This is a genomic window from Paenibacillus sp. J2R1T-4, from assembly GCF_059692235.1.
The window spans coordinates 92,411-112,035 of sequence record NZ_JCAUBA010000007.1 but is presented as its reverse complement, the minus strand read 5'-3'; the positions used below and the strand labels follow the sequence as shown (position 1 = coordinate 112,035).

Here is a 19,625-nt window from a genome sequence, read left to right as displayed (position 1 = left end):
TAGCCTCCCAAATATAGTAAGATTCATTTGTTCCTGATCGGTTGCATTCTTTCCACTGTAACTTCTACCAGTTTGACCTTCATGTTAAGGGAATTCGGGAGAAAGGTCTTTACATAATCGGACTGATTTTTTGCACTTTTTTATCTGCAGGTGAAGAATGAAAAGGGTTTCTTTTGATTGAAAATTCGATTAAACTAACAAGTGTAAGTGCTAACGACCGCTTGCAGGAAGCATGCATAACGCTGTTCGGGAGGACAAACCAGTATGAGTAAGTTCGTCAGGTTGCGCCTGCATGAAGATATCGTCGTTAATAAGCTCATATCATTCCACTACAACGAGCTTGCCAAAGATTATGTGTACCCTGGGGAAAAGCATAATTTCTGGGAGTTTCTTTACATGGACAAAGGGGAAGCTGAATTCACGATAGCCGACCGCACACTCATCGTGAAGCAGGGGGAGCTGGTTTTCTATTCTCCGAACGAGTTTCACGCCATGCGCGCTAATCAACGTGTAGCTCCCAATGTGCTTGTTATTTGTTTTGAGTGTAGATCGGAGGCTATGAATTATTTTCACAGCCAGAAGTTCAAGCTGAATGACGAAGAACAGTTGCTGCTGTCAGGGATGCTTCGCGAAGGCGGGAATGCTTTTGATGTAGGCAAGCCGAAGAAAGGCGGAATCATGAGTAAAGTCCCTCGTGTTTTTGGCGCCGAACAGCTCGTGAAGCTCTACCTTGAGATGCTGCTGCTTACACTCATTCGCAAGCAAACAGGGATAGGCACAGGGAACATCCTACACTTGGATAAAAATCATGAGGTACAAGGACAAGAGAATCGAGAATCAGTAAACTTATCCTCTTCGGCTAAGCTAAAAACGGATGCAGAGATTTGTTCATCCCTGAAGGAGCTCTTGCACAAGCATGTTAGCGAGCAGGTCAAGCTCGATGATATCAGCCGCAGGATGAATATAGGCAAAACGAGGCTGAAAACTATATTTAAACGGGAAACCGGGGTAAGCATTCTGGAGTTCCATCATCATCTTAAAATAGAAAAAGCTAAAGCCTTTATTCGTGAAGAAACTATGAATTACACCCAAATCGCGGAAGCGCTAGGGTACAGCAGCATCCATTATTTCTCCAGGCATTTCAAGCAAGTAACGGATATGACCCCCTCTCAGTACGATAAAAGCCTGAGATCGCGGGTGCTGGATAACAATAGTGTCCTTAAAGTGAAATAGTTTATTTTATTACTTCTATAATGGACAAGAAGTTGGAGGCGTCATGAATCAAGAACAATCGTATACGATCCGCACATTGAACGAATGCACGTTTGATCAAGCTGTTGAGCTATGGAACGGCGGATTCTCGCAATACTACTCAGACATGACCACGGACGTGGAGAAATTCATGATCTATCTAGGCACGAAGCGCATTTCCCCTAAGCTGTCCGTCGGACTATTCGTAGGCGATCGTCCTGCTGGTTTCGTCTTGATTGCAACCAGAGAAGTGGATGGGAAGCTGTTAGCTTGGAACGGTGGTACTGGAGTGCACCCTGACTTCAGGGGAATGGGACTCGCGAGGCCTTTAATGCGTGCAGCCGTAGACAATCTGCGCGCTGCCGGCGTACATACGGCATATTTGGAAGTGGTATCGAAGAATGTGAAAGCGATCGCCGCTTACGAGGGTTCGGGCTTCCGCGTAGTGGACGATCTAATCGGGCTGAAGCGAGCTGGTGCATTCGAAAGTGTACCTTTTGCGATCGAGCCGGGTTCCGCTGGCGTAACTAGTCCGACTATTGATGACGCTACCGGTTACAGTGTCATTTATGGCAAGCCTGCGGAAGTCATCCAACTGCCATTCTTTATGCAACACTCCCCGTGGAGCGGACAATGGTTCCAATTGCAGAGCAGTGGTGCAGACTCTTTGCAAGTGTTGGATGAGGCAGGCGTCGTTGTGGGTTACTCCCTTTTCAGTAAATATTACAACGACAAAGGGGGAATAAGCTCAATCACCCTTAACCACTGCGAAGCCGCTCCTGGCTTAACAGAAGCCGAGGCGAATGCCGTCGTGCGTATTGCTCTCTCACGTGTATTCGGCCCGTTTGATCTGGCTATCCATCGACAAACTGATAACTTGCGTGCCTCGAACCCACTAGTCATAGCTGCGCTAACAGACGCTGGCTTCGAGATGGTTTACGAGCAGAAGCTTATGCTCATTGAGTTTTGATTAGGTTAGCTGGTACGGCTTAGATTCGAGATGATTTGGCTCGGTCGGTTACTATTAGTAAATTTCACTTAACTAACTCCACATGAACACTGTACAAGCACCCACTAATCCAGATTTAACACTTGCCAATCTCTTATTCTTCCATTATTATGTAATCAATAATCATTTACGGAGTGAAGCACACCCCATCTAACAGACATTACTGTCTGTTATGGGGTGTTTTTTGTTTTCACTAACTACTCAGATCAAACAGGCTTTAGGAATTGGTGGTCTTTAACTCATGGAACAATAACCGCAGAGGATGCCGACATCTGGGTACTGCGTAAACAATATGTAATTCATCTCGCCCTTTGTAATCAGGGTCGTATTCGTCCAGCCGATGTGTCCCAATCATTCAAAATCACCAGCGTAACTGCAACTGCCTGGCTAAGAAGGTTCGTAGCCGAAGGATACTTCGAGCCAATACAACAAGCAGAGCGAGTTACCCATTATGCACTCCAGAACTATGTCCAAGCTGGCAATGAAACACTTAACAAATAAGCATAGTCGGTTTATGATACAAGAGAGGTGATCGAATATGCCCACTCCCCTTCCACCATTAGACCGGATTACTTTTAGCAAAAGCGGATCCTACGGTAAACGAATTTGTCAACCTGGTTGGTATTGGGATCATCAGATTCCTTTTACGGATTATGACATCTTCTATGTACTTGCCGGTCAAGGCGAAATGTCTTTGGGCGAGGAGAAATTCCAACTCCAGAGAAAAAGCTGCCTGATCATGCACCCCGGAGACTTGCCAAAAGCAACACAAGATCCGGACAACCGTCTTACCGTTCTATATATGCATTTTCGGATCTCAGGATACCCTGGATCTTCGCTTTCACATTTTCCCTTACCAAGATTCACTGTTGTGGATAATGCATTCCAGACGGAAACCATTCTTTATCAGCTTATGGAGCTTCTTGAATTCCCTATGCTTATGAGTGATCTGGAGTATGATTGTATGATGAAAAAATTTTTCATCCATCTGTTTCGCGAGCAGTCTAGCGACAAGAGATTGCGCGTACTATCGCCTAAGCAGGTTCAGAAGGTTCGTGAAATTATGAAATATATTCGTGAACGCAGCGGAATAGGGATTGATTGGCATAACTTAGCAGAACATATAGACACTTCTCAACAATATATGAGCCGACTATTCAAAGCTTCAACAGGTCAAACAATCAAACAGTTTATTGCTAAAACCAAAATGGAGCATGCCCAGGAAATGTTACTGGAAACACGAATGAGCCTTTCAGAGATTGCCGATTATTTAGGGTATAGTGATCTGTTTGCCTTTAGCAAAAGCTTTAAGCTAGCGTATGGAATCGCTCCATCCGATTATGCAACACATATCCGACACCCAGCAACATTAGCAGCACCTCCACCAAACAAGGCTAAAAGTTAGGCTCTATTTTTCCTTGATAGAGTTACCTCCAGATTAGCTAATCTAGAGGCGTTCAATCGGTATTCTTACGATCGTCTGCCATTTCTCGACCGGGTTCCAGTTAGGCGGATTTAAGTAAATTTCTCGCCTCTTCCCTCTGACAATATATCCCATCTCGGATATATAGGAATGAATCTCATGGGCTGTCTTATTCGTGTCCTCATAATGGCCGAGATGTAATTTCTGTGCACATAGGCCTTGCGATATTCGTACAAAAGATGGTTCCGTAAACTCGACCTTCTTGTTTTTGGTTCTTACATTGCGTATCGCTTCTTGAAATGTCACCAGGTCTACTTGATCCGGCAGTTGTACCATCACCGTTCGGCTCCATACTCCCGTAGGGAGTTGCTCATGCCACAACATCTCGAATGGCATATGCCTGAAATTGTATTGCAATCGTTCTGACGTTATTAGCCGAAGTTGATTCTGGATGCGACTGAACAGCCATATTAATGTGTGATCCTCACCAACCAATACTTCTTTTCTTGCTTGTCCATGCAATACGAGAAAATTAAGATCAGGCACCTCAAGGATTTGTATTGTTCCAGGTTTTAGTTGATATACTGATTTGAATACTTTTCGATTATCCGTTAATTTCACAGCCATCCCCTTCATCCCCTCCATTTGTTATCTCTTTTCACGAAATTGTTGCTTACAATAATTAATTCTTACACAAACGTATCACAATCTCCTGCTTCGAGAGTATTGCTTTATTGACCTTGATCAACAAAAGGTTTTATCCGCGTCTAAATTACAAAATATACGTTTCAGAACATGCCTGAGCAAGCCATTCCATTCCTAGAATTGCAGCCGCCTGTTAGGATTAAGTCAAGAATACCTTATCCTATCAAGGAGGAAACCAGTATGATAAAACCAGCAGCAGATCCATTAGAAATTACGAGTAAGCTATACAGATTCGATAAAATCGCGTCACATCGAGTCGCTACCCCCGAAGATGTAACGGAACAAACAATAAGTACGTACAGAGAGCTCGGTTATATTGCCATTGAGCAAGTGCTTACGGAAGAAGAAGTCCAAGCAGCCCTTCAAGACATTAAAGATGTCATACATGGTAAAATTGTTGGGCCCCGAATACAATCCATGAAAGATGCCCAGTGGAATACACCGGAAGAGAGAGAATTCGTCGTGCGTAAGCTGCACAAATTCATCGAACATTGCCCTGCTTTGCACTACATCTGCTATCATCCCAAAATTCTGCGTATATTGGCCCAAGTTTTCGGAGAGGATGCACGCTTCTGCGAGGATCAAGCCCTGCTCAAGCCTCCTTCTCCGGATGCGGGAATCGAGAAACCATGGCATCAGGACATGGCATACTCGAATTTCAGTTATACTCGAATGGTAGCAGGCGTCTGGGTCGCCTTGGACGAGGCTACTCCCGAGAACGGCTGTATGCACGTCATACCAGGCTCCCACCGCGAAGGACCTGTCCCTCATTATGCTATCCGCGACTGGCAGTTATGCGATGCTTCCGTGAATATACTCCGCGATGAGATGGTTCCTTTGAAGCCAGGCGGACTCATGATTTTCTCGGGATTGATTCATCATGGAACACCGCCGAACATGTCCAATCAACGCCGACGTGCACTTCAATTCCACTACGCGCCTACTTCCGCTGTCAAGATGACGGCGGACCAGTATAAGACAGCTTTTACGAACGAAATGACTCAGGCCGAATGCTAAGGCTGGCCTGAATACTAACGAATTGACGAGGTGCCATTGCCTGGCATCTCTTTTTTTGATTTGATATTGTTGTTGAAAGCATGGAAAAGATTTGGTAAAGTGTATACATAGATTTACGATGCATTACAAACCTATGTATATATCTAATTTATGAAGGAGCCCTCGTATGAGCGTGAACAAAGAACTGATGAAAGGCAGCACCGTTATTATGATTCTCAGTCTCCTTGATCGTAAGCCTATGTACGGATATGAGATTACCAAAGAAATTGAGAGGCTTTCGAGCGGCCTGTTTACTCTCAAAGAAGGAACCCTCTACCCGATCCTGCATGGTCTGGAGTCAGAACGCGATGTAGATACCTATTGGAATGAAATGGATGGACGCAAGCGCAAATACTACGTCCTGACAGAACATGGCCGAAGAAAATTAGGTGAGAAGAAGCAGGAATGGTCGCTGTTTCACAAAGCAGTGGATCGTATCCTGGGGGAGGGGTCTGTATGAAATATAAGGACAATCCTCCCATTATTAATGAGTACGTGACTAATGTCTGCAGACAAGTTAGAGCATACGAGATGCATCCGGATATTCGAACTGAGTTGGAGAATCACATCCTTGAGCTTGCTGATGACTTGCAATCCGATTCACCTAATTTAACCTATGAAGAAGCGCTAAAAGCTGCTATAACACAAATGGGTGATCCAAAAGTGGTTGGAACACGATTAAATCGCATTCATCGCCCCCAAACCGACTGGAGTCTGGTCTCCATTGTAGTTTCTTTACTAGGTATGGCCTTAATTACAATGTATTCAGCTGAGAAATCACTTCTTTTCCGTACTAGTGTACATCCGTTTGAATTGTTTGACAAAAAAATCATATTTGTCGCAATCGGCCTTATCTTCCTTGTCGGAGTACGTCTAATTGATTATCGAAAAATCAAGAGTTATTCAAACATTATTTATTGGTGCATGCTAATATTAATGATTATCACGATTCAGCAAGGTCTATCCGTAAACGGAACGCGTCACTATTTATCATTATTCGGAATCATGTTCCCTATTATGAGCATTAGTCCATATGTACTGCTTGTTGCGCAGTGCGGTCTGTTATTCAAAGAAGAGAATAACCGGAACCCATGGAAGCAATGGGCCATTTATGGATTCCCGCCTTTGGTATTATACATAATGACCTCTGACCTCACTTTGATGTTATTTTATTTCATCGCAGCTTTTATACTCTTTGCTTCAGCATACAAGAGTAGGTTATTCCGAACGCTTGTTCCAATGATTCATTTTGTTCTCCTGCTTCTTCTCATTTTCATCAAGCCTTCAACATTAATGAATCTAATAGAAAGGTTAGACATTTTTCTCGATCCCTACAGCGATCCTCAAGGAAGGGGTTATATGGCGGTCCAATCATTCAAAATCATTCGTGAAGCAGGCTGGTTCGGTCAAGGAATAGGTACTCCAAACTCGGTACTCCCTAATCATCACACAGATGCAATTTACACCTATATCATCTTTTCATTTGGATGGTTGGGAGGCCTTGTTCTTGTCTGGACCGTTCTAGCACTGATGTTCCGAATTATCGTCACAGCAAGAAAAGTGAAAGACGATTACGGCAAGCAAATCATAATTGGATTAGGTCTCTTTTTAAGCATGAAGTTTATCTGGTCCATTGGGATGGCTTTAGGATGGCTGCCATGGACCTCAGTCCAACTCCCCTTCCTATCCTTCGGGGGTTCCGGCTTAATAGCCGATATGATAGCCGTAGGACTAATAATGGGCATTTACCGTCGCAAAGATATGATCCGTCTGTCTTCCCAACCAAGCTCATATCGTATAAACTAATAGAACATACGAGTTATATATTGAACCCTGGCAACGTGTCAGGACGATATGAGGGATAAGAATGACAGAGGGAAAACCAATCAATTGTTTGAAATGCCGACATTTCTATGTCACATGGGATCCGAAATTCCCTAAAGGCTGCCGAGCCTTTGGGTTCAAAACTCAGCTGATGCCAAGCCATACTGTGCTGCAATCCTCAGGGAAAGCATGCTTGAACTTCGATCCCAAGGACAACAGAGGCAGCTGATGATCCAGAAGCCATTTAGATACCAACATGATAATCAAGTAGTCTTAATAAAGAAGAACCGCATTCTCTATTGGAGAAAGGCGGTTCTTCTTTGCTTACCCATAACCTATCAGCGAAATGAAACAGCAGAATCTTGCGTAGACCTGGCCAGGATTCGCACAATCTGTTCACGGTTAACGTTATCGCCGCGAGCTGGAAAAGGCATAGCAGGCGTGGCGGTTGTAAGACTATACAAATAAGCAAAGTTAGGAAAGGTAGATTGATCGAGCATATACGCTGATCTTCGAGCCCATCTTCTGCGTAATTTGTTAAGGTCTGCAATGACACCTTCTGCTGTCATAACACCAATGCCATGGCCGAAGTACGCGTTCTGTCCGACTTTTATCAGATTCTCTCCGCTCCACTCAGGCTTATTGCGGTCATAATCCGGGTTGTTGATATAAATGACATCACCGACGAACATTTCGGTCTTCGTCTGAATGGTCGTGAGACCTAAATCCCTGTCCGCATTCGTAGTTATTAGCAGCAAATTGTCAAAATAACGATTGAACAGCTCGTCACCAAGCAAGTCCAAAACTGCTTTGTACATGATGATAATGACCGCCGAGGCGCATTCAAAAGCATACATGGGTCCATTCATGTAAATATCACGGATCGCATCCGATGGGCGAACACCTGGTCTTAGCTGAAACCCGCCCACTCTGGTGCGAATCCAGTAATACCCATTCGCTTTTGAATGTCGAAGCGGAGCAAATACAGCTCCACTTTTACCCAGATCCAGTGCAGATTGAACTATACCCGCCCTCAGCTTAAGCTCGAATAACAGTTGATCCAATGATTCATAATTATATACCACTTGAGATTGTTGCTTGCTGGCAAGTATCGCTTGTTCAATTCCGCTAAGCGAGTAGCTATCAATCGGGGTACTACCCCCGGCAACCTGAATCATGATAAACCAAGCCTCCATACAAGTAATTGTGCTGTTGTATTGTATGAAAGCAGCCCATGATTGGCTACAATACCAGAATCTTCACTGTCTCGCCTCTTAGTCTGAATGACTAAGGGGTATTCGGAAGGCTGCACCTGGTACCAAATCATAAATGAATCCTTGCTCAGGTTCTTCCTGACTCCGGTAACGACGGATCAAGGTGATATCCCCAATGTCTAGACGGAACTTCCCAAGCTCTAGCTGTGTCACATCAAGAATCTTATAAGATGCATTCCACTCTCCGTCATTTTCAACATAAATAAAAGTGCCCTTAAGCTGATCCATAGCAAAAGAAGTTAGATTCATCGATACATCTATGTAATTAGTTGAACTCATTTCCCTCGTAAAATCCACAATCTCTCCCTCGATATGCCCTATTCCAAGTAAGTTCGATTCCCCGATGATACCAATCCGGGTTCCGTCATGAACGTAACGGTGCACAGTTTCCCCGTTGTTTTCGGAATATAGACCGAAGAATCCGCTGAATTCAATACGTCCATCAACCAAGTATATTCGATCCGAATGGCTGGCACGCATCAAATAATCCACTCGACCATTGCTCAGCGTAACCTTCACCGCTTTCGCTTCCTGTTCATCTACATAATCCCCGTTGCCAGTCACAATCTCGACAGACTGAATAGAGGAAATAAAACGTTCCCCCTTATAAGGTTCTATTACGGAAGTGAACAGACTGTCAAGCGCTTCTCCGCGTCCATCTCGATGAGCAAGCATATATCGGAGAGTTGCTGGATTGCCGGGCTTATTTCTGGGAGGTACGCCATCTGCTAGAGCCACCTCGTCAACTTTGGTCAGCATTGTCAATCGTAAATGGATGTCTGTTGTCGCACCCGTGCCGTTACCAAGGACATTCCAAGTATCCTTCACACACCAATCAACACTGAATCCAGCAGATGGACTTCCATCACGCTCCACATTACGAAGCCAATGGAATCCTGGTCCACTATAGTTTCCGCCTACCACAGTCTCATGTTCAGGACGAATACCGAATTGTGTATCCGTACCGGCATAGGTGCCTGTCTTTTGTTCTACTAAATCTAATCCTTCTGTTAGCACCGTGCCTTCAGCCCCATGGAAACTGAAATGGTGTTCACTTCCCCCGCGTACACGGAAGAAATCAATGGCGTAGGAGTTATTGTCATCTACTCTGATTAATGCTGAGGTCCGCTTATATAAGTCCGTCTCGGGATACAGCAGAGGCGCTTCAACATCGATCAATTTTACTATTTCCGAGTCATCATAATGCTTAGGAGTTGCTACCCATTGAGTTCTAGGATTGTGACGATCCACTTGGATCGTATTATGGCTAACGACATGCTTCACCCATTCCAGCCTGTGCATGTCCGCAGGATTGGCCTGCTCCGGATACCCTAGATCTGGCATCAAATCTATTCCAAATGCATGTATACCGATATTCAGAGTATCGCAATGTCCGTGTCCGCCATTATGTCCATAATACAGCCATAGATCACGCAGGGTGCTGTTCCCTGCTTCCAATTCCGACGGTCCCCCATCTCTCAATGCAGTGAAGCCGTATCCTGTCAAATTAGCACTATCAAGCTCGAATTTACCATACTCTTGAATAACTTGCGCAATATCATCCGCAACACGCTCCGGATTGTCTGTGAATATATCTCCATGAATACCCGTGACGACATTTCCATTCAACATGTAAACAATCTGGGCAAAGATGGGCTCCCCATATCTTTGAAAGGCAAGCACAGATTCCGCCTTATTAAGTAAGGTTCCTGGATTGCCTGTCACTCCAGTATCCCCGATTTGTGCGGTATAACGCTCAACCATCGTCACGGGATATACACTATGGAACATCTTACGAAACTTAGCATTTCGGAATAAATCTACCGATGGATATCGGTCGTAACCGTCTAATACATCCGCCACCTTTAAAAATGTAGTCAGCCACAGACGATTATAACCAGGGGCCGCTTCATTGCCATGCCCATCCCGATCCACATCATTGATCAATGTATTCCAGACGTTACCTCCAGTTAAATGCTGTGGATTAGTCTTGTAACCACCAGCCTGAAACGTATAATCAAGCCATTCCTTCGTTTCTGGATCTGAGTCCAGGACAACAGCCGCATAAGCCAAGGCACTTTGATGAAAGCCATTATTGCCGCGAATCTTGGCTGTCTTAAACCCTTCGAAGGTCTGCCTTAATATACCGTTTTCTATATTAAATGCAATCTCTGCGGCCGAATTCTTCGGGGCTAACCCATATCGTTTCGATTGGTTACTCAGGAAATCAATTGTAATGGGATCATCTAACGCTGGAAAAAGAGCATCATATGAGCTTATTAGTTCTTTTACCAACCCCGTCTCCCATATACACCCGATCGCTTTCCCCTGCCCGCTGCCGCCGTGAGAATTCAAGTACAGCTTGGGATCATGCAAACTTACGTCCATGCTCGGGTAGATGTCCGCAATGCGGTCCAACAGCACAATTCCAGCCTTTGCATACTTGCTATCTCCAGTGAACAAATACGCATCACGCAGAGAAGTAAGACCTCGAACAACCAGATTATTCGCACCGAACCATAAGAACCAGTGCACATAATATGATATAAACGTATATCGATAGCCAGTGTCGGTATCCACCCAACCGTATCCGTCATCAACTCCCCAATCCGCCCCTTTTTCAGGATAAAGCGTATTCACAAGTAAGCTGCGGTCAGCTAGCGCAGGATTAAACTCTCCTTTACCATCCAGACCGCTTCTGTAGTAGGCACCAAAATCATTAGTAGGAAATTGATAGCCGGTCGTAGGATCGGTCAGCTTCCAAGGATTGTTCAAAGGATCCGCAATCCAAGGATAATTCCCAAGCTTGTTCAGAGGGTTATCGCTTGGTTCGGCTGTTGACAACGGACTTAAGTTACCTAGAATTTGATTAGTCTGGTAGCTTCGAGGCAAATTCTGCCCTGGTACAGCTTCCCAAATAAACATGAGCCCTCTGTCCAATAATTGATTGGCTTGGAGTACTGCCTGGTCTCGTTCCGCTGCTGCCCAATCTAATTTCTCAACATTTGCACGAGCCGCTTTTACTTTTGCGGGCGTATAATAGGTGCTTCTGGTCTTCACTTGTTTCAAGTTTGTCCCTCCCTAATACTTATGATCGGTTCCTCATTCGCTTCCATTATGGAGTTCTCCCCTTAATCTGTCTACATCAAAAGCTCGCAAAAACAAAAAGACTTACATCTGAAGGGGTTAGCCTCCAGATATAAGCCTTTACGAGTTACAGAGCTTGAACCACTAGTCGATAAAATCGGCCTTGGTCAAGAAACGCTTAAGCATTGTTGCGGACTGAGCCCGAGTTGCATTCTCGCGAACCGCCAATGTTGTGTTGGTCATACCATCCACAATACCGGCTTCGATTGCTGCTGCAATCTCGTTATGTCCCCATACGATCTGGTTGGAGTCACTCCAAGCCGCCAAGATCGAAGCTTGCTTCGCAGCGTCGATTTTGATCTCCATGCCCGCATACTTGAGAGCACGAACGACCATTGCCGCTAATTCTTCGCGGGAGATCTGTGCATTCGGACGGAATGTACCATCTTCATAACCGTCTACCAGCTTGGCTTTAGCTGCTGCGCCAACAACTCCACTGAACCATTCACCTGCAGCTACATCACTGAAAGTGGATGTGTCTGTAGCAAGTTCAAGTCCAAGTGAACGAACTAGTAATGCTGCGAACTCGGCACGAGTAATGTTGCGGTCCGGCTCGAACAACTGATCCGTCACTCCATCAACAATCAGCTTACTGGCTAGCATCTCAATATAAGATTGAGCCCAGTGCGCATTGATGTCGTTGAAAGACTTCTCTAGCTCTATTACCGTATAAATACTGTTCGAGTTGCGCTTAATAGTAGCAATTGTTTTGTCATTCGTTGTAGAGAAAGTACTTGGAACAAAGCTAACCTTACCATTTTCGAATACCACGCCTGTTGTTGGTTTAGTCGGCTTGCTCGTTAATGTAAGTTGGCGAGACACATAAGTGTCTCCGAAGGATTCGATCGCAATTTTCTTGCCGTCTTTTCCCTCGGCGGTCAGAGTGAAGTCCACAATATCTGCAACCAAAGCAGCGCCCAATTCTTCGACCGCCTTTGTAACAGCTGTTCCTTGTTCACCTGTTACTTTTGTGATTCCAACGTTGATTTTCAGATCTTTGACATCAACGCCTAATTCTTTAGCCAGTTCTTCTAGCAGAAGTACCGATACCGGGAGTATATATGTACCATTTTCCCCAACTATCGTAATCGTAACGCCGTCTTTCTTGGCAGCGTCGATTAATGCTGAAGCTGGAATTTGTACGGTGTCCCCTTTAATGTTCAGGGTAACATTGTCGTATTTAGCTAGTGCATTTTTCAATGTATCGCTATCTACTTTACCGTTTGTTACTTCAATCGTGTCTGTTCCTGTTGGCGGGATAATGACTCCACCACCGCCACCGCAATTGACTGTACATCCAGTTGGCGGAGCAGGAAGCCTGGTTAAAGGACCATAAACATCCCACGTAACTCCATCTACTAAAGCATGTAAGTCAATCGAGTTATACGTTGCATCGGTTACTCTAATATTTTCGAGATTATAGTAATAATAACCATTCTCGTAAGTTGCATAAGTCGCCGTATTTACGGAATTCGCAGAATAAAAGTCTCCATTGGAGTACACATTCAGATATACACTGTCTGTGACTCTCTCAGAGTCGAAATATACTTGACCCGTAACGGTTCCATCATGATTAAACTTAACATCCCTAAACCCCACAAAATTTGCTGCGAAAGCAAAAATTGGGACGAGCATGGAAACTATCATCACTGCTGCTAGTAAACTTGAGGTTTTCTTTAACATAGATTTGTTCAGCAAGCTTCTTCCGCTCCTTTCTCTCTCTGGAATATGTTCTGCTGTCTCGTAAAAACTATTTTTATTCATATAATTTTTTTCACCTCCTTTCCACATGAATAAAAAGGCATACGAATCCCTAGACATATACATTTATAAAGATTCGTTATACGTTAATAGTATAAGGGGGTTGTTGGAAAAAAACAACAAAAATAGGGCAACATGAACTATTAACCCTCGCAGTGATGTTTGAAACATAAATAGAGCAGCTATTGTAAAATTATTTTTTGAGCAGAAAATAAAGCTGAAAACAAACAAAAAACCTTCCGGACAATGCCCGAAAGGTCTGTATTTTCTCAAATATTTGAAGTTTAATTCCTTATTTAAGTAATAAATCTAAGAATTAGAAATAAATAGATCACAACTACTGGGATTAGGAAGAGATTCTTAAAAGCTAGCAAAATAGCATTTTGCAAAGTAGGTCCATCAAAACGAGTCCCATTTAAGGTGTCGCGAAGAGTAAAGGTTATCGTTGCACGCACAATGAAAAATAAGAATAATTTATAGATCGAAAGAACTATTACAAATCCTGTAATTTCCCAGATCACTTCAGACTTATGTATCAGGTGAATTCCGGCGAACATTTGCCCCCATGCCGATATGGATGAGAGCAAATCACTTACCGATGTCCCCGTTCCTAACATTACAATTGCCGTATATTGGATGAGTCTGACCAGCTCAACGATAACCTCAATTGCACCATGTACAATCGCTCTGAACTGGCTCTTGTATAGGACTTGAAGAGTTCGGACAACTGCGATCGGGATGGAGATCAGGTATAGCACAGGATGCGAGAAGTAGTAGCTATAAGCTTCCCCAAGCTGTTGCAAAGCATGAAACAAGAACAAGCTGGATCTACCTCCTCAAGCTATTGCTGAGCACTTTGCTTCGTGTAACTCATCTATTTTTTTGACATTATTCGACAGATGTCTATTTGATGCTAATCTACTATATCTTTACTTTAACAATACCATTTTTGCAAGGCTCTTAGGAGCTGCAAGACAGTACCCCTCCACAAGAAGAGGTTCCAAATCCGCCCAAATTCTCGGCTCTTTGGCCCAAGTTGACACCCAACCGTGCTGACCCACATAGGGTGTCTTCCAGTAGGGCTCCTGCTGCACAAGGAATTCTTGAGTCTCGCGGGTAGCTTTGAAAGAAAGTGAGAATCCGCGTTCGTCATCTCCTCCTATCCGAGCAAAAGATTTGTCTTTCACTCGGAATACAATATGACCAAAACCATCCACCTCTTCGACGACTTCGGGTAAGGAGCTAACGATTTCTCTCACTGCTGCCACCATTTCCATACCCTGTTTAGATTGTTCAATATTCATGTTCATATTAAGCTCCTCCTTTACGTCTAGATTGGGCTGATAGGAGAAATCTGGTTCCCTTTCTCCGCAAGCTGTTCCCTGGCAATCATTCTCGAAACAATATTCTCTACCTGACCTTTAACGTCATCTGTGGCTCGCGATAAACCAAACAATTGACATATTGCTTGAGGTAAATCCTCCCTATTCATTCCGTACGAAGCTTCAACCACTTTCCTTATGGCAGCTGCAATTTCTTGCGGAGCGATAAGATCTATCTTTTTAAAAGCAAGCTCACTGCGATCTCTAACGATTGGAACTTGCATATCTGGAATCCACAGGAAGTCGCCTCTTGGAACAATCTTCTCTTTGTTAGTCAAATAGCGAATAGCCTCTTCCACAATAGCTTGTATTCTCGTACCGGCTCTCTTCAACCCAGCCAATTCACTAAGGCGTCTTACGACTTCACTGCTGTGAATAGGGCTTTCTACTCTAACAATATCATGCACCCAGGAAGCAATCGTTGCGATTGGAATGGTATGCAGCTCATGTCCAACGAGATCGATCAGGATATCCGCCACAACATACTTTGGATTTTCTTGATTCGTCTGTTCCAATCTTGCTCCATCGTTGCTTTCACGTTGGATCTCTTCATTCTCTGTTGGAACCTGCGGAACCTGTTGTACCGGCAGCGGGTTCGGTTCTGGAGCTTCTCTCAAGCCCAGACGGGCTTTTTCAATAGCTTCTATAACGCGGGCCAATTCTCGCTCAGGATGCCGGAACCAATCGGTGCTCCATATTCGGTGAATCGTCCAACCTAGCCCCTGGAGAACCTCTTGACGCAGCCGATCGCGATCCCGAGCGGAACGGGCACTATGATAGCTGGCTCCGTCACATTCAATCCCCATCATGTATTTTCCAGGCTTGAGAGGATCAATGACTGCCATATCGATATAGAATCCTGCCGATCCTACTTGTTTTTGTAGCTCATAACCAGCATCGGTCAATTGCTTGAACACGGCCTCTTCAAAAGGCGAATCGGCTTCCTTCTTAGTTGCAACGGGCACATCAAGTCTGCCACTTTCCGCATATTGCAGAAAAGTTTTGAGAGCTTTGACACCGCGTGCTCCACTGCGATTCAGATCGATGTCTTCTGATCTCAAGTTGGTGAATACTTCACAGCGAAGTCGTGCTCGCGTGATCAACACATTCAGTCTTCGTTCTCCGCCTTCGCGGTTGAGTGCGCCGAAGTCCATGGCGAGGTAGCCTTCTGCGGTCTTGCCGTAACCAATACTGATATAAATAACATCACGCTCATCTCCCTGCACATTTTCCAGGTTTTTGACAAAGAATGGCTCGTGAGCGTGGGATGCGAAGTAGGATTCACAGGAAGGATCTGCCCGTCGTAACAGCTCCAGCTCATCTATAATCGCCTGCATCTGGGCCATACTGAAGGCTGCGACCCCAAGAGACAGCATCGGATAGTCTCTCGCGTGTTCCATAACCGCTTGTGCAACAGCTGCGGCTTCCAGTTTATTCGTACGGGAGCGTCCGCGATCATAGCTTGTATGACCCAAGTAGCGGCTGATTAAGCCAGAGTCACTGCGGTCCGCATCCGGGCTTGGAAAAATAACGAGTTTATGATCGTAGAACTCATGATTGGACACGGTGATCAAAGACTCATGACGACTGCGGTAATGCCATCTCAGCATTCGCTGCGGCGCATTTTGCCCCACACACAGGCCAAGAATACTTTCCATATCTCGGGCAATATGATCATCGTCGTCATCCAGATCATCTTCCTTCGAGATGGAATCGAAGAAATTACTTGGCGGCATTTGTTTGCTGTCACCGACAACAACAACCTGCTTTCCTCGAATAATCGCACCAAAAGCATCAACCGGTTTGACCTGACTCGCTTCATCGAATATGACCAAGTCAAATTCCAGACTGCCTGGGTTCAGAAACGTAGCGATTGATAAAGGACTCATCATAAAAACCGGCTTGATAGCCTGGATTGCGTTACCAGCTCTCAACATGAGCTGCCGAATCGGCAAATGTCTTGTTTTCTTCTCGAACTCCCGCCGCAGTACACCCAACTGTCCGCCTGCATCATATTGCGGAAGTTTACGCCAATGCGCTTCCGCGAGCTTATACCGGTTCATATAGGTCAGATCCATATCTAATTGCCCGAACTTCTGGATCGTATGCGCATGGCGGCTTCCCTCGAACTGAGATAAGGAGGGCCGTTCTTTGAATGCTCTCGCCGCAAGCGTCTGGTACCAGTTCCAGCGAAGACAATCGAGCAGTCTCTCACCCGAAAGCTCCCATTGAACCGCCAACTCGATGAAAGGCTTCAAGCCCTGGTCCTTGCATGCTTCCGAAAGCTGATTGAAGGAAACCAGGGTCTGTACGGTCGGCACATGTTCGGACCATCCTGCAAGCATGTCGACGACAAGGGAGAAATCTTGACGCATAAGCGGAAGCTGATTCTCAAATCGTACAGCACCGTCGAATTCCAATAGGGATTCTATTCGATCTAGGCATGAGATATAACGGTGATTGAGTTGTTCCAGCTTGCTAACCATCTGCCCCATATCCGGATTGTGCAATTGACTATTCACATATCGAATCGTCCATTCCGGTAGGACACCGCTGCGAATATCCTGTTGCAGACGACTAACCCAATCAAAAACTTGCGCCGCTCTCTCCCAGTCTGTGTTCATCCCGTTCCAATCCCCGTCGAATAGCTCTCTTGCCAGTCCTTCGTAAACCATTGCAGATTTATTCGTTTGTTGAACCTCAAGAATGGCGTCGATGGTACCTAAATAGTCCAGGTTCTTATTATCTGGTGACCGGTGCAAGGCACTTATTTTATTCTTGGCCCTCCTGTAATCAGAAGAAATAAACCCCCACCATTTGCCTTGAAAACGAATAATCGATTGTCTTGCCTCCAGAACATCCTGCTCCCATGCTGCAGCAAGGAGCTGATTCTCCCATTTGAATCGAAGGGCTGCGTTCTTCTGTCCTAGTTCTATAAGCTGCTTCAGCTTATCCCCGTTTGACACCCATTTGTCTGAGAGCAGATTAATCTGTGCTAAGGAAGGGGCTTGCATTATCCTTTTACCTAACTCTATGAAAAGATTCACATCCGATTGCTTACTTAGCTGCGGATATTGAGTTACGGTTGCCAGCTCTGCCCCATACGCATGCAAAGCCTGAGTTTCTTCTATCGCTTGGAGTAACCCGATTCTCAGCTCGTCCAGTTCATAGGGCATAATCATTCTTTTCCGGCTGCCCCAGAAAGGATGTTTACTCGGCAGGCCCATGGAACGTACTGTACTCTGAAGCTCTTCTATTAGGAGCTCAAACTTGTTGAACGATTGGGATGTCCACTCTCCCATTGCTTCCAGCTGGATTTTGGGAAATGTCACCTGTTTGGCTACAACATTATAGCGGGTCAGCTCACCTAGTGCCTGGTAAGGTGTTACGCCGGAATTTCCTATTGGGGAATGAATGGCTTCACAGTAATCATTCAATCGATTCCGCAGATCATCGAGCAGCTCAGCGCTGTTATTAGGCGAGTACACGGGTCTGCCCAGATCTAATGTAGAGGATAGTTCATTTAGCAACGACTTTTTGTTCGTTTTATGACTGTGCAGCTCGAGACAAGCAATACCTAGACCTGCTTCATCCAGCCGGCGCTTAACAACCTCTAACGCTGCCATCTTCTCAGATACAAAAAGCACCTTCTTGCCATTTCCGATAGCTTCGGCGATCAGATTCGTAATGGTCTGCGACTTCCCAGTTCCAGGAGGACCCTGAATAACCAGATTCCGGCCTTGGATGGCGTCCGTAATTGCTAATAATTGCGAGCTGTCTGCTTCCTTGATCAGGTTGGACTGCTCGGGCTTCAAGAATTGATCGAGCTGATCATCATCTCGAATCGCTGATGACGGCTCATTAAATCCGTCCTGCAGCAGTGCCGTAATTACCGGATGATCCAGTTGATTAGCATGCTCCGGCCAGTTGTCCACATCCAGATCCCAATACATGAGAAATTTGCCGAACGAGAAAAATCCGATGACCACGGAATCATAATCAACAGACCACCGCTTCTGCCCGGCTGCTGCATTTTCAACTTGCGAGAAGTAATCGTTGATCCCAGTCTCCTCATCGTCGAATTCAGGAATCGTGATCCCGAAATCTATCTTCATCTTGGCGATTAAGGAAACATTATGACCGATGTCCTCTTCGGTATAGGTCAATGTGAACCGCTCGCGCGCACTTACACGATCGATCTTGACTGGAATAAGTATCAGCGGAGCGTGTCTGGGCTCTTGGCTGGAATCCGCCTCATACCACTTGAGCATCCCGAGCGCCATGTAGAGAATGTTAACCCCTTGCTCCTCTATATAGGTTCTTGCCGCTGTGTAGGTGTTCAAAAGACGGCTTTGAATTTGCTTTTCAGAATAGTTCGTTTGCAGCTTCGCATCCTTGTATGATTGTTCTGACACAGGCTGAGGTACGGAAGCAGGTGCAGATGTAATCTCCTGTGAATCAGGCTGAGTCTCAACGATCTCCACCTGCTCACGTGTTAGAAAGGTCATCTTCTTCTTATTGGAAACAACAATTTGGTATACATCCTCAGGCCTCTCATCCACTATATCAAGACCTCTTGCCTTGAGCGTTCTATAATTAAGTAAAGGATTTCGCAAGCCAAGATCCAGCAGCTCTTGCCTGGCTATGTCTAATTTTTTGCGTATGGTGCTGCTCATAATAGGATCCTCCGACAGAAATTTCGATATTTTCTATTATAATTCGATATTTGCTGCGGTAAACCTTTCCTGAGGGGATTTAAAAAGAAAAGCTGCATCCAGAAAAATCGGATACAG

Annotated in this window: 13 protein-coding genes; 6 read left to right on the top strand and 7 right to left on the bottom strand. The window is 45.0% G+C overall.

The features are described from left to right. Positions 1-264: 264 nt before the first annotated feature. The 3 genes from AC58QD_RS13980 (at position 265) to AC58QD_RS13970 (ending at position 3,665) form a co-directional block, all read left to right on the top strand. The gene (locus AC58QD_RS13980) at positions 265-1,233 is read left to right on the top strand and encodes a helix-turn-helix domain-containing protein (RefSeq protein WP_497334166.1); all 969 of its coding nucleotides are present in this window, start codon (positions 265-267) and stop codon (positions 1,231-1,233) included. Between the two features lie 43 nt (positions 1,234-1,276). Continuing rightward, positions 1,277-2,221, top strand: coding sequence for a GNAT family N-acetyltransferase (locus AC58QD_RS13975; protein ID WP_497334164.1), 945 nt, complete (start codon positions 1,277-1,279; stop codon positions 2,219-2,221). Positions 2,222-2,798: 577 nt separating this feature from the next. After that, positions 2,799-3,665 carry a helix-turn-helix transcriptional regulator gene (locus AC58QD_RS13970; protein ID WP_497334162.1) on the top strand — a complete coding sequence of 289 codons (867 nt, stop codon included), beginning with the start codon at positions 2,799-2,801 and terminating at the stop codon, positions 3,663-3,665. Positions 3,666-3,707: 42 nt separating this feature from the next. Here AC58QD_RS13970 and AC58QD_RS13965 read toward each other — a convergent pair whose 3' ends face one another. Further along, positions 3,708-4,310 carry a GyrI-like domain-containing protein gene (locus AC58QD_RS13965; RefSeq protein WP_497334160.1) on the bottom strand — a complete coding sequence of 201 codons (603 nt, stop codon included), beginning with the start codon at positions 4,308-4,310 and terminating at the stop codon, positions 3,708-3,710. A 258-nt stretch (positions 4,311-4,568) separates the two neighbouring features. Between AC58QD_RS13965 and AC58QD_RS13960 the strand changes: the two genes are divergently transcribed. The 3 genes from AC58QD_RS13960 to AC58QD_RS13950 all read left to right on the top strand — a co-directional run bounded on the left by AC58QD_RS13960 (position 4,569) and on the right by AC58QD_RS13950 (position 7,250). Beyond that, the gene (locus AC58QD_RS13960) at positions 4,569-5,405 is read left to right on the top strand and encodes a phytanoyl-CoA dioxygenase family protein (protein ID WP_497334158.1); all 837 of its coding nucleotides are present in this window, start codon (positions 4,569-4,571) and stop codon (positions 5,403-5,405) included. A gap of 166 nt (positions 5,406-5,571) precedes the next feature. Continuing rightward, complete coding sequence (locus AC58QD_RS13955) at positions 5,572-5,904, top strand: PadR family transcriptional regulator (RefSeq protein WP_497334156.1); 333 nt, start codon at positions 5,572-5,574, stop codon at positions 5,902-5,904. Further along, the gene (locus AC58QD_RS13950) at positions 5,901-7,250 is read left to right on the top strand and encodes an FtsW/RodA/SpoVE family cell cycle protein (protein WP_497334154.1); all 1,350 of its coding nucleotides are present in this window, start codon (positions 5,901-5,903) and stop codon (positions 7,248-7,250) included. The genes AC58QD_RS13955 and AC58QD_RS13950 overlap by 4 nt, the downstream gene beginning before the upstream one ends. Positions 7,251-7,606: 356 nt before the next feature. Here the strand turns inward: AC58QD_RS13950 and tgl are convergent, their stop codons facing one another. The 6 genes from tgl to proA all read right to left on the bottom strand — a co-directional run bounded on the left by tgl (position 7,607) and on the right by proA (position 19,508). Further along, positions 7,607-8,446 (bottom strand): spore coat transglutaminase TGL, encoded by an 840-nt coding sequence (gene tgl / locus AC58QD_RS13945; protein ID WP_497334152.1) that lies wholly within the window; start codon positions 8,444-8,446, stop codon positions 7,607-7,609. Positions 8,447-8,542: 96 nt separating this feature from the next. Further along, positions 8,543-11,602 carry a heparinase II/III domain-containing protein gene (locus AC58QD_RS13940; RefSeq protein ID WP_497334537.1) on the bottom strand — a complete coding sequence of 1,020 codons (3,060 nt, stop codon included), beginning with the start codon at positions 11,600-11,602 and terminating at the stop codon, positions 8,543-8,545. A gap of 171 nt (positions 11,603-11,773) precedes the next feature. Beyond that, positions 11,774-13,453: an S-layer homology domain-containing protein gene (locus AC58QD_RS13935; protein WP_497334150.1), complete on the bottom strand. Its 1,680-nt coding sequence runs from the start codon at positions 13,451-13,453 to the stop codon at positions 11,774-11,776. A 293-nt stretch (positions 13,454-13,746) separates the two neighbouring features. Then, a complete protein-coding gene (locus tag AC58QD_RS13930) occupies positions 13,747-14,271 on the bottom strand; it encodes a hypothetical protein (protein ID WP_497334148.1) in 525 nt (174 codons plus the stop codon). Positions 14,272-14,379: 108 nt separating this feature from the next. Continuing rightward, complete coding sequence (locus AC58QD_RS13925; protein ID WP_497334146.1) at positions 14,380-14,760, bottom strand: MmcQ/YjbR family DNA-binding protein; 381 nt, start codon at positions 14,758-14,760, stop codon at positions 14,380-14,382. A gap of 20 nt (positions 14,761-14,780) precedes the next feature. Further along, the gene (proA, locus tag AC58QD_RS13920; protein WP_497334144.1) at positions 14,781-19,508 is read right to left on the bottom strand and encodes an anti-phage protein ProA; all 4,728 of its coding nucleotides are present in this window, start codon (positions 19,506-19,508) and stop codon (positions 14,781-14,783) included. Between the last annotated feature and the right edge of the window lie 117 nt (positions 19,509-19,625).

Excerpts from the sequence above, each read along its gene's own strand:
- tgl (WP_497334152.1), bottom strand. The coding sequence starts at position 8,446 with ATGATTCAGGTTGCCGGGGGTAGTACCCCGATTGATAGCTACTCGCTT.
- AC58QD_RS13960 (WP_497334158.1), top strand. The coding sequence starts at position 4,569 with ATGATAAAACCAGCAGCAGATCCATTAGAAATTACGAGTAAGCTATAC.
- AC58QD_RS13975 (WP_497334164.1), top strand. The coding sequence starts at position 1,277 with ATGAATCAAGAACAATCGTATACGATCCGCACATTGAACGAATGCACG.
- AC58QD_RS13925 (WP_497334146.1), bottom strand. The coding sequence starts at position 14,760 with ATGAACATGAATATTGAACAATCTAAACAGGGTATGGAAATGGTGGCA.
- AC58QD_RS13965 (WP_497334160.1), bottom strand. The coding sequence starts at position 4,310 with ATGGCTGTGAAATTAACGGATAATCGAAAAGTATTCAAATCAGTATAT.
- AC58QD_RS13980 (WP_497334166.1), top strand. The coding sequence starts at position 265 with ATGAGTAAGTTCGTCAGGTTGCGCCTGCATGAAGATATCGTCGTTAAT.
- AC58QD_RS13955 (WP_497334156.1), top strand. The coding sequence starts at position 5,572 with ATGAGCGTGAACAAAGAACTGATGAAAGGCAGCACCGTTATTATGATT.
- AC58QD_RS13950 (WP_497334154.1), top strand. The coding sequence starts at position 5,901 with ATGAAATATAAGGACAATCCTCCCATTATTAATGAGTACGTGACTAAT.
- AC58QD_RS13935 (WP_497334150.1), bottom strand. The coding sequence starts at position 13,453 with ATGAATAAAAATAGTTTTTACGAGACAGCAGAACATATTCCAGAGAGA.
- proA (WP_497334144.1), bottom strand. The coding sequence starts at position 19,508 with ATGAGCAGCACCATACGCAAAAAATTAGACATAGCCAGGCAAGAGCTG.
- AC58QD_RS13970 (WP_497334162.1), top strand. The coding sequence starts at position 2,799 with ATGCCCACTCCCCTTCCACCATTAGACCGGATTACTTTTAGCAAAAGC.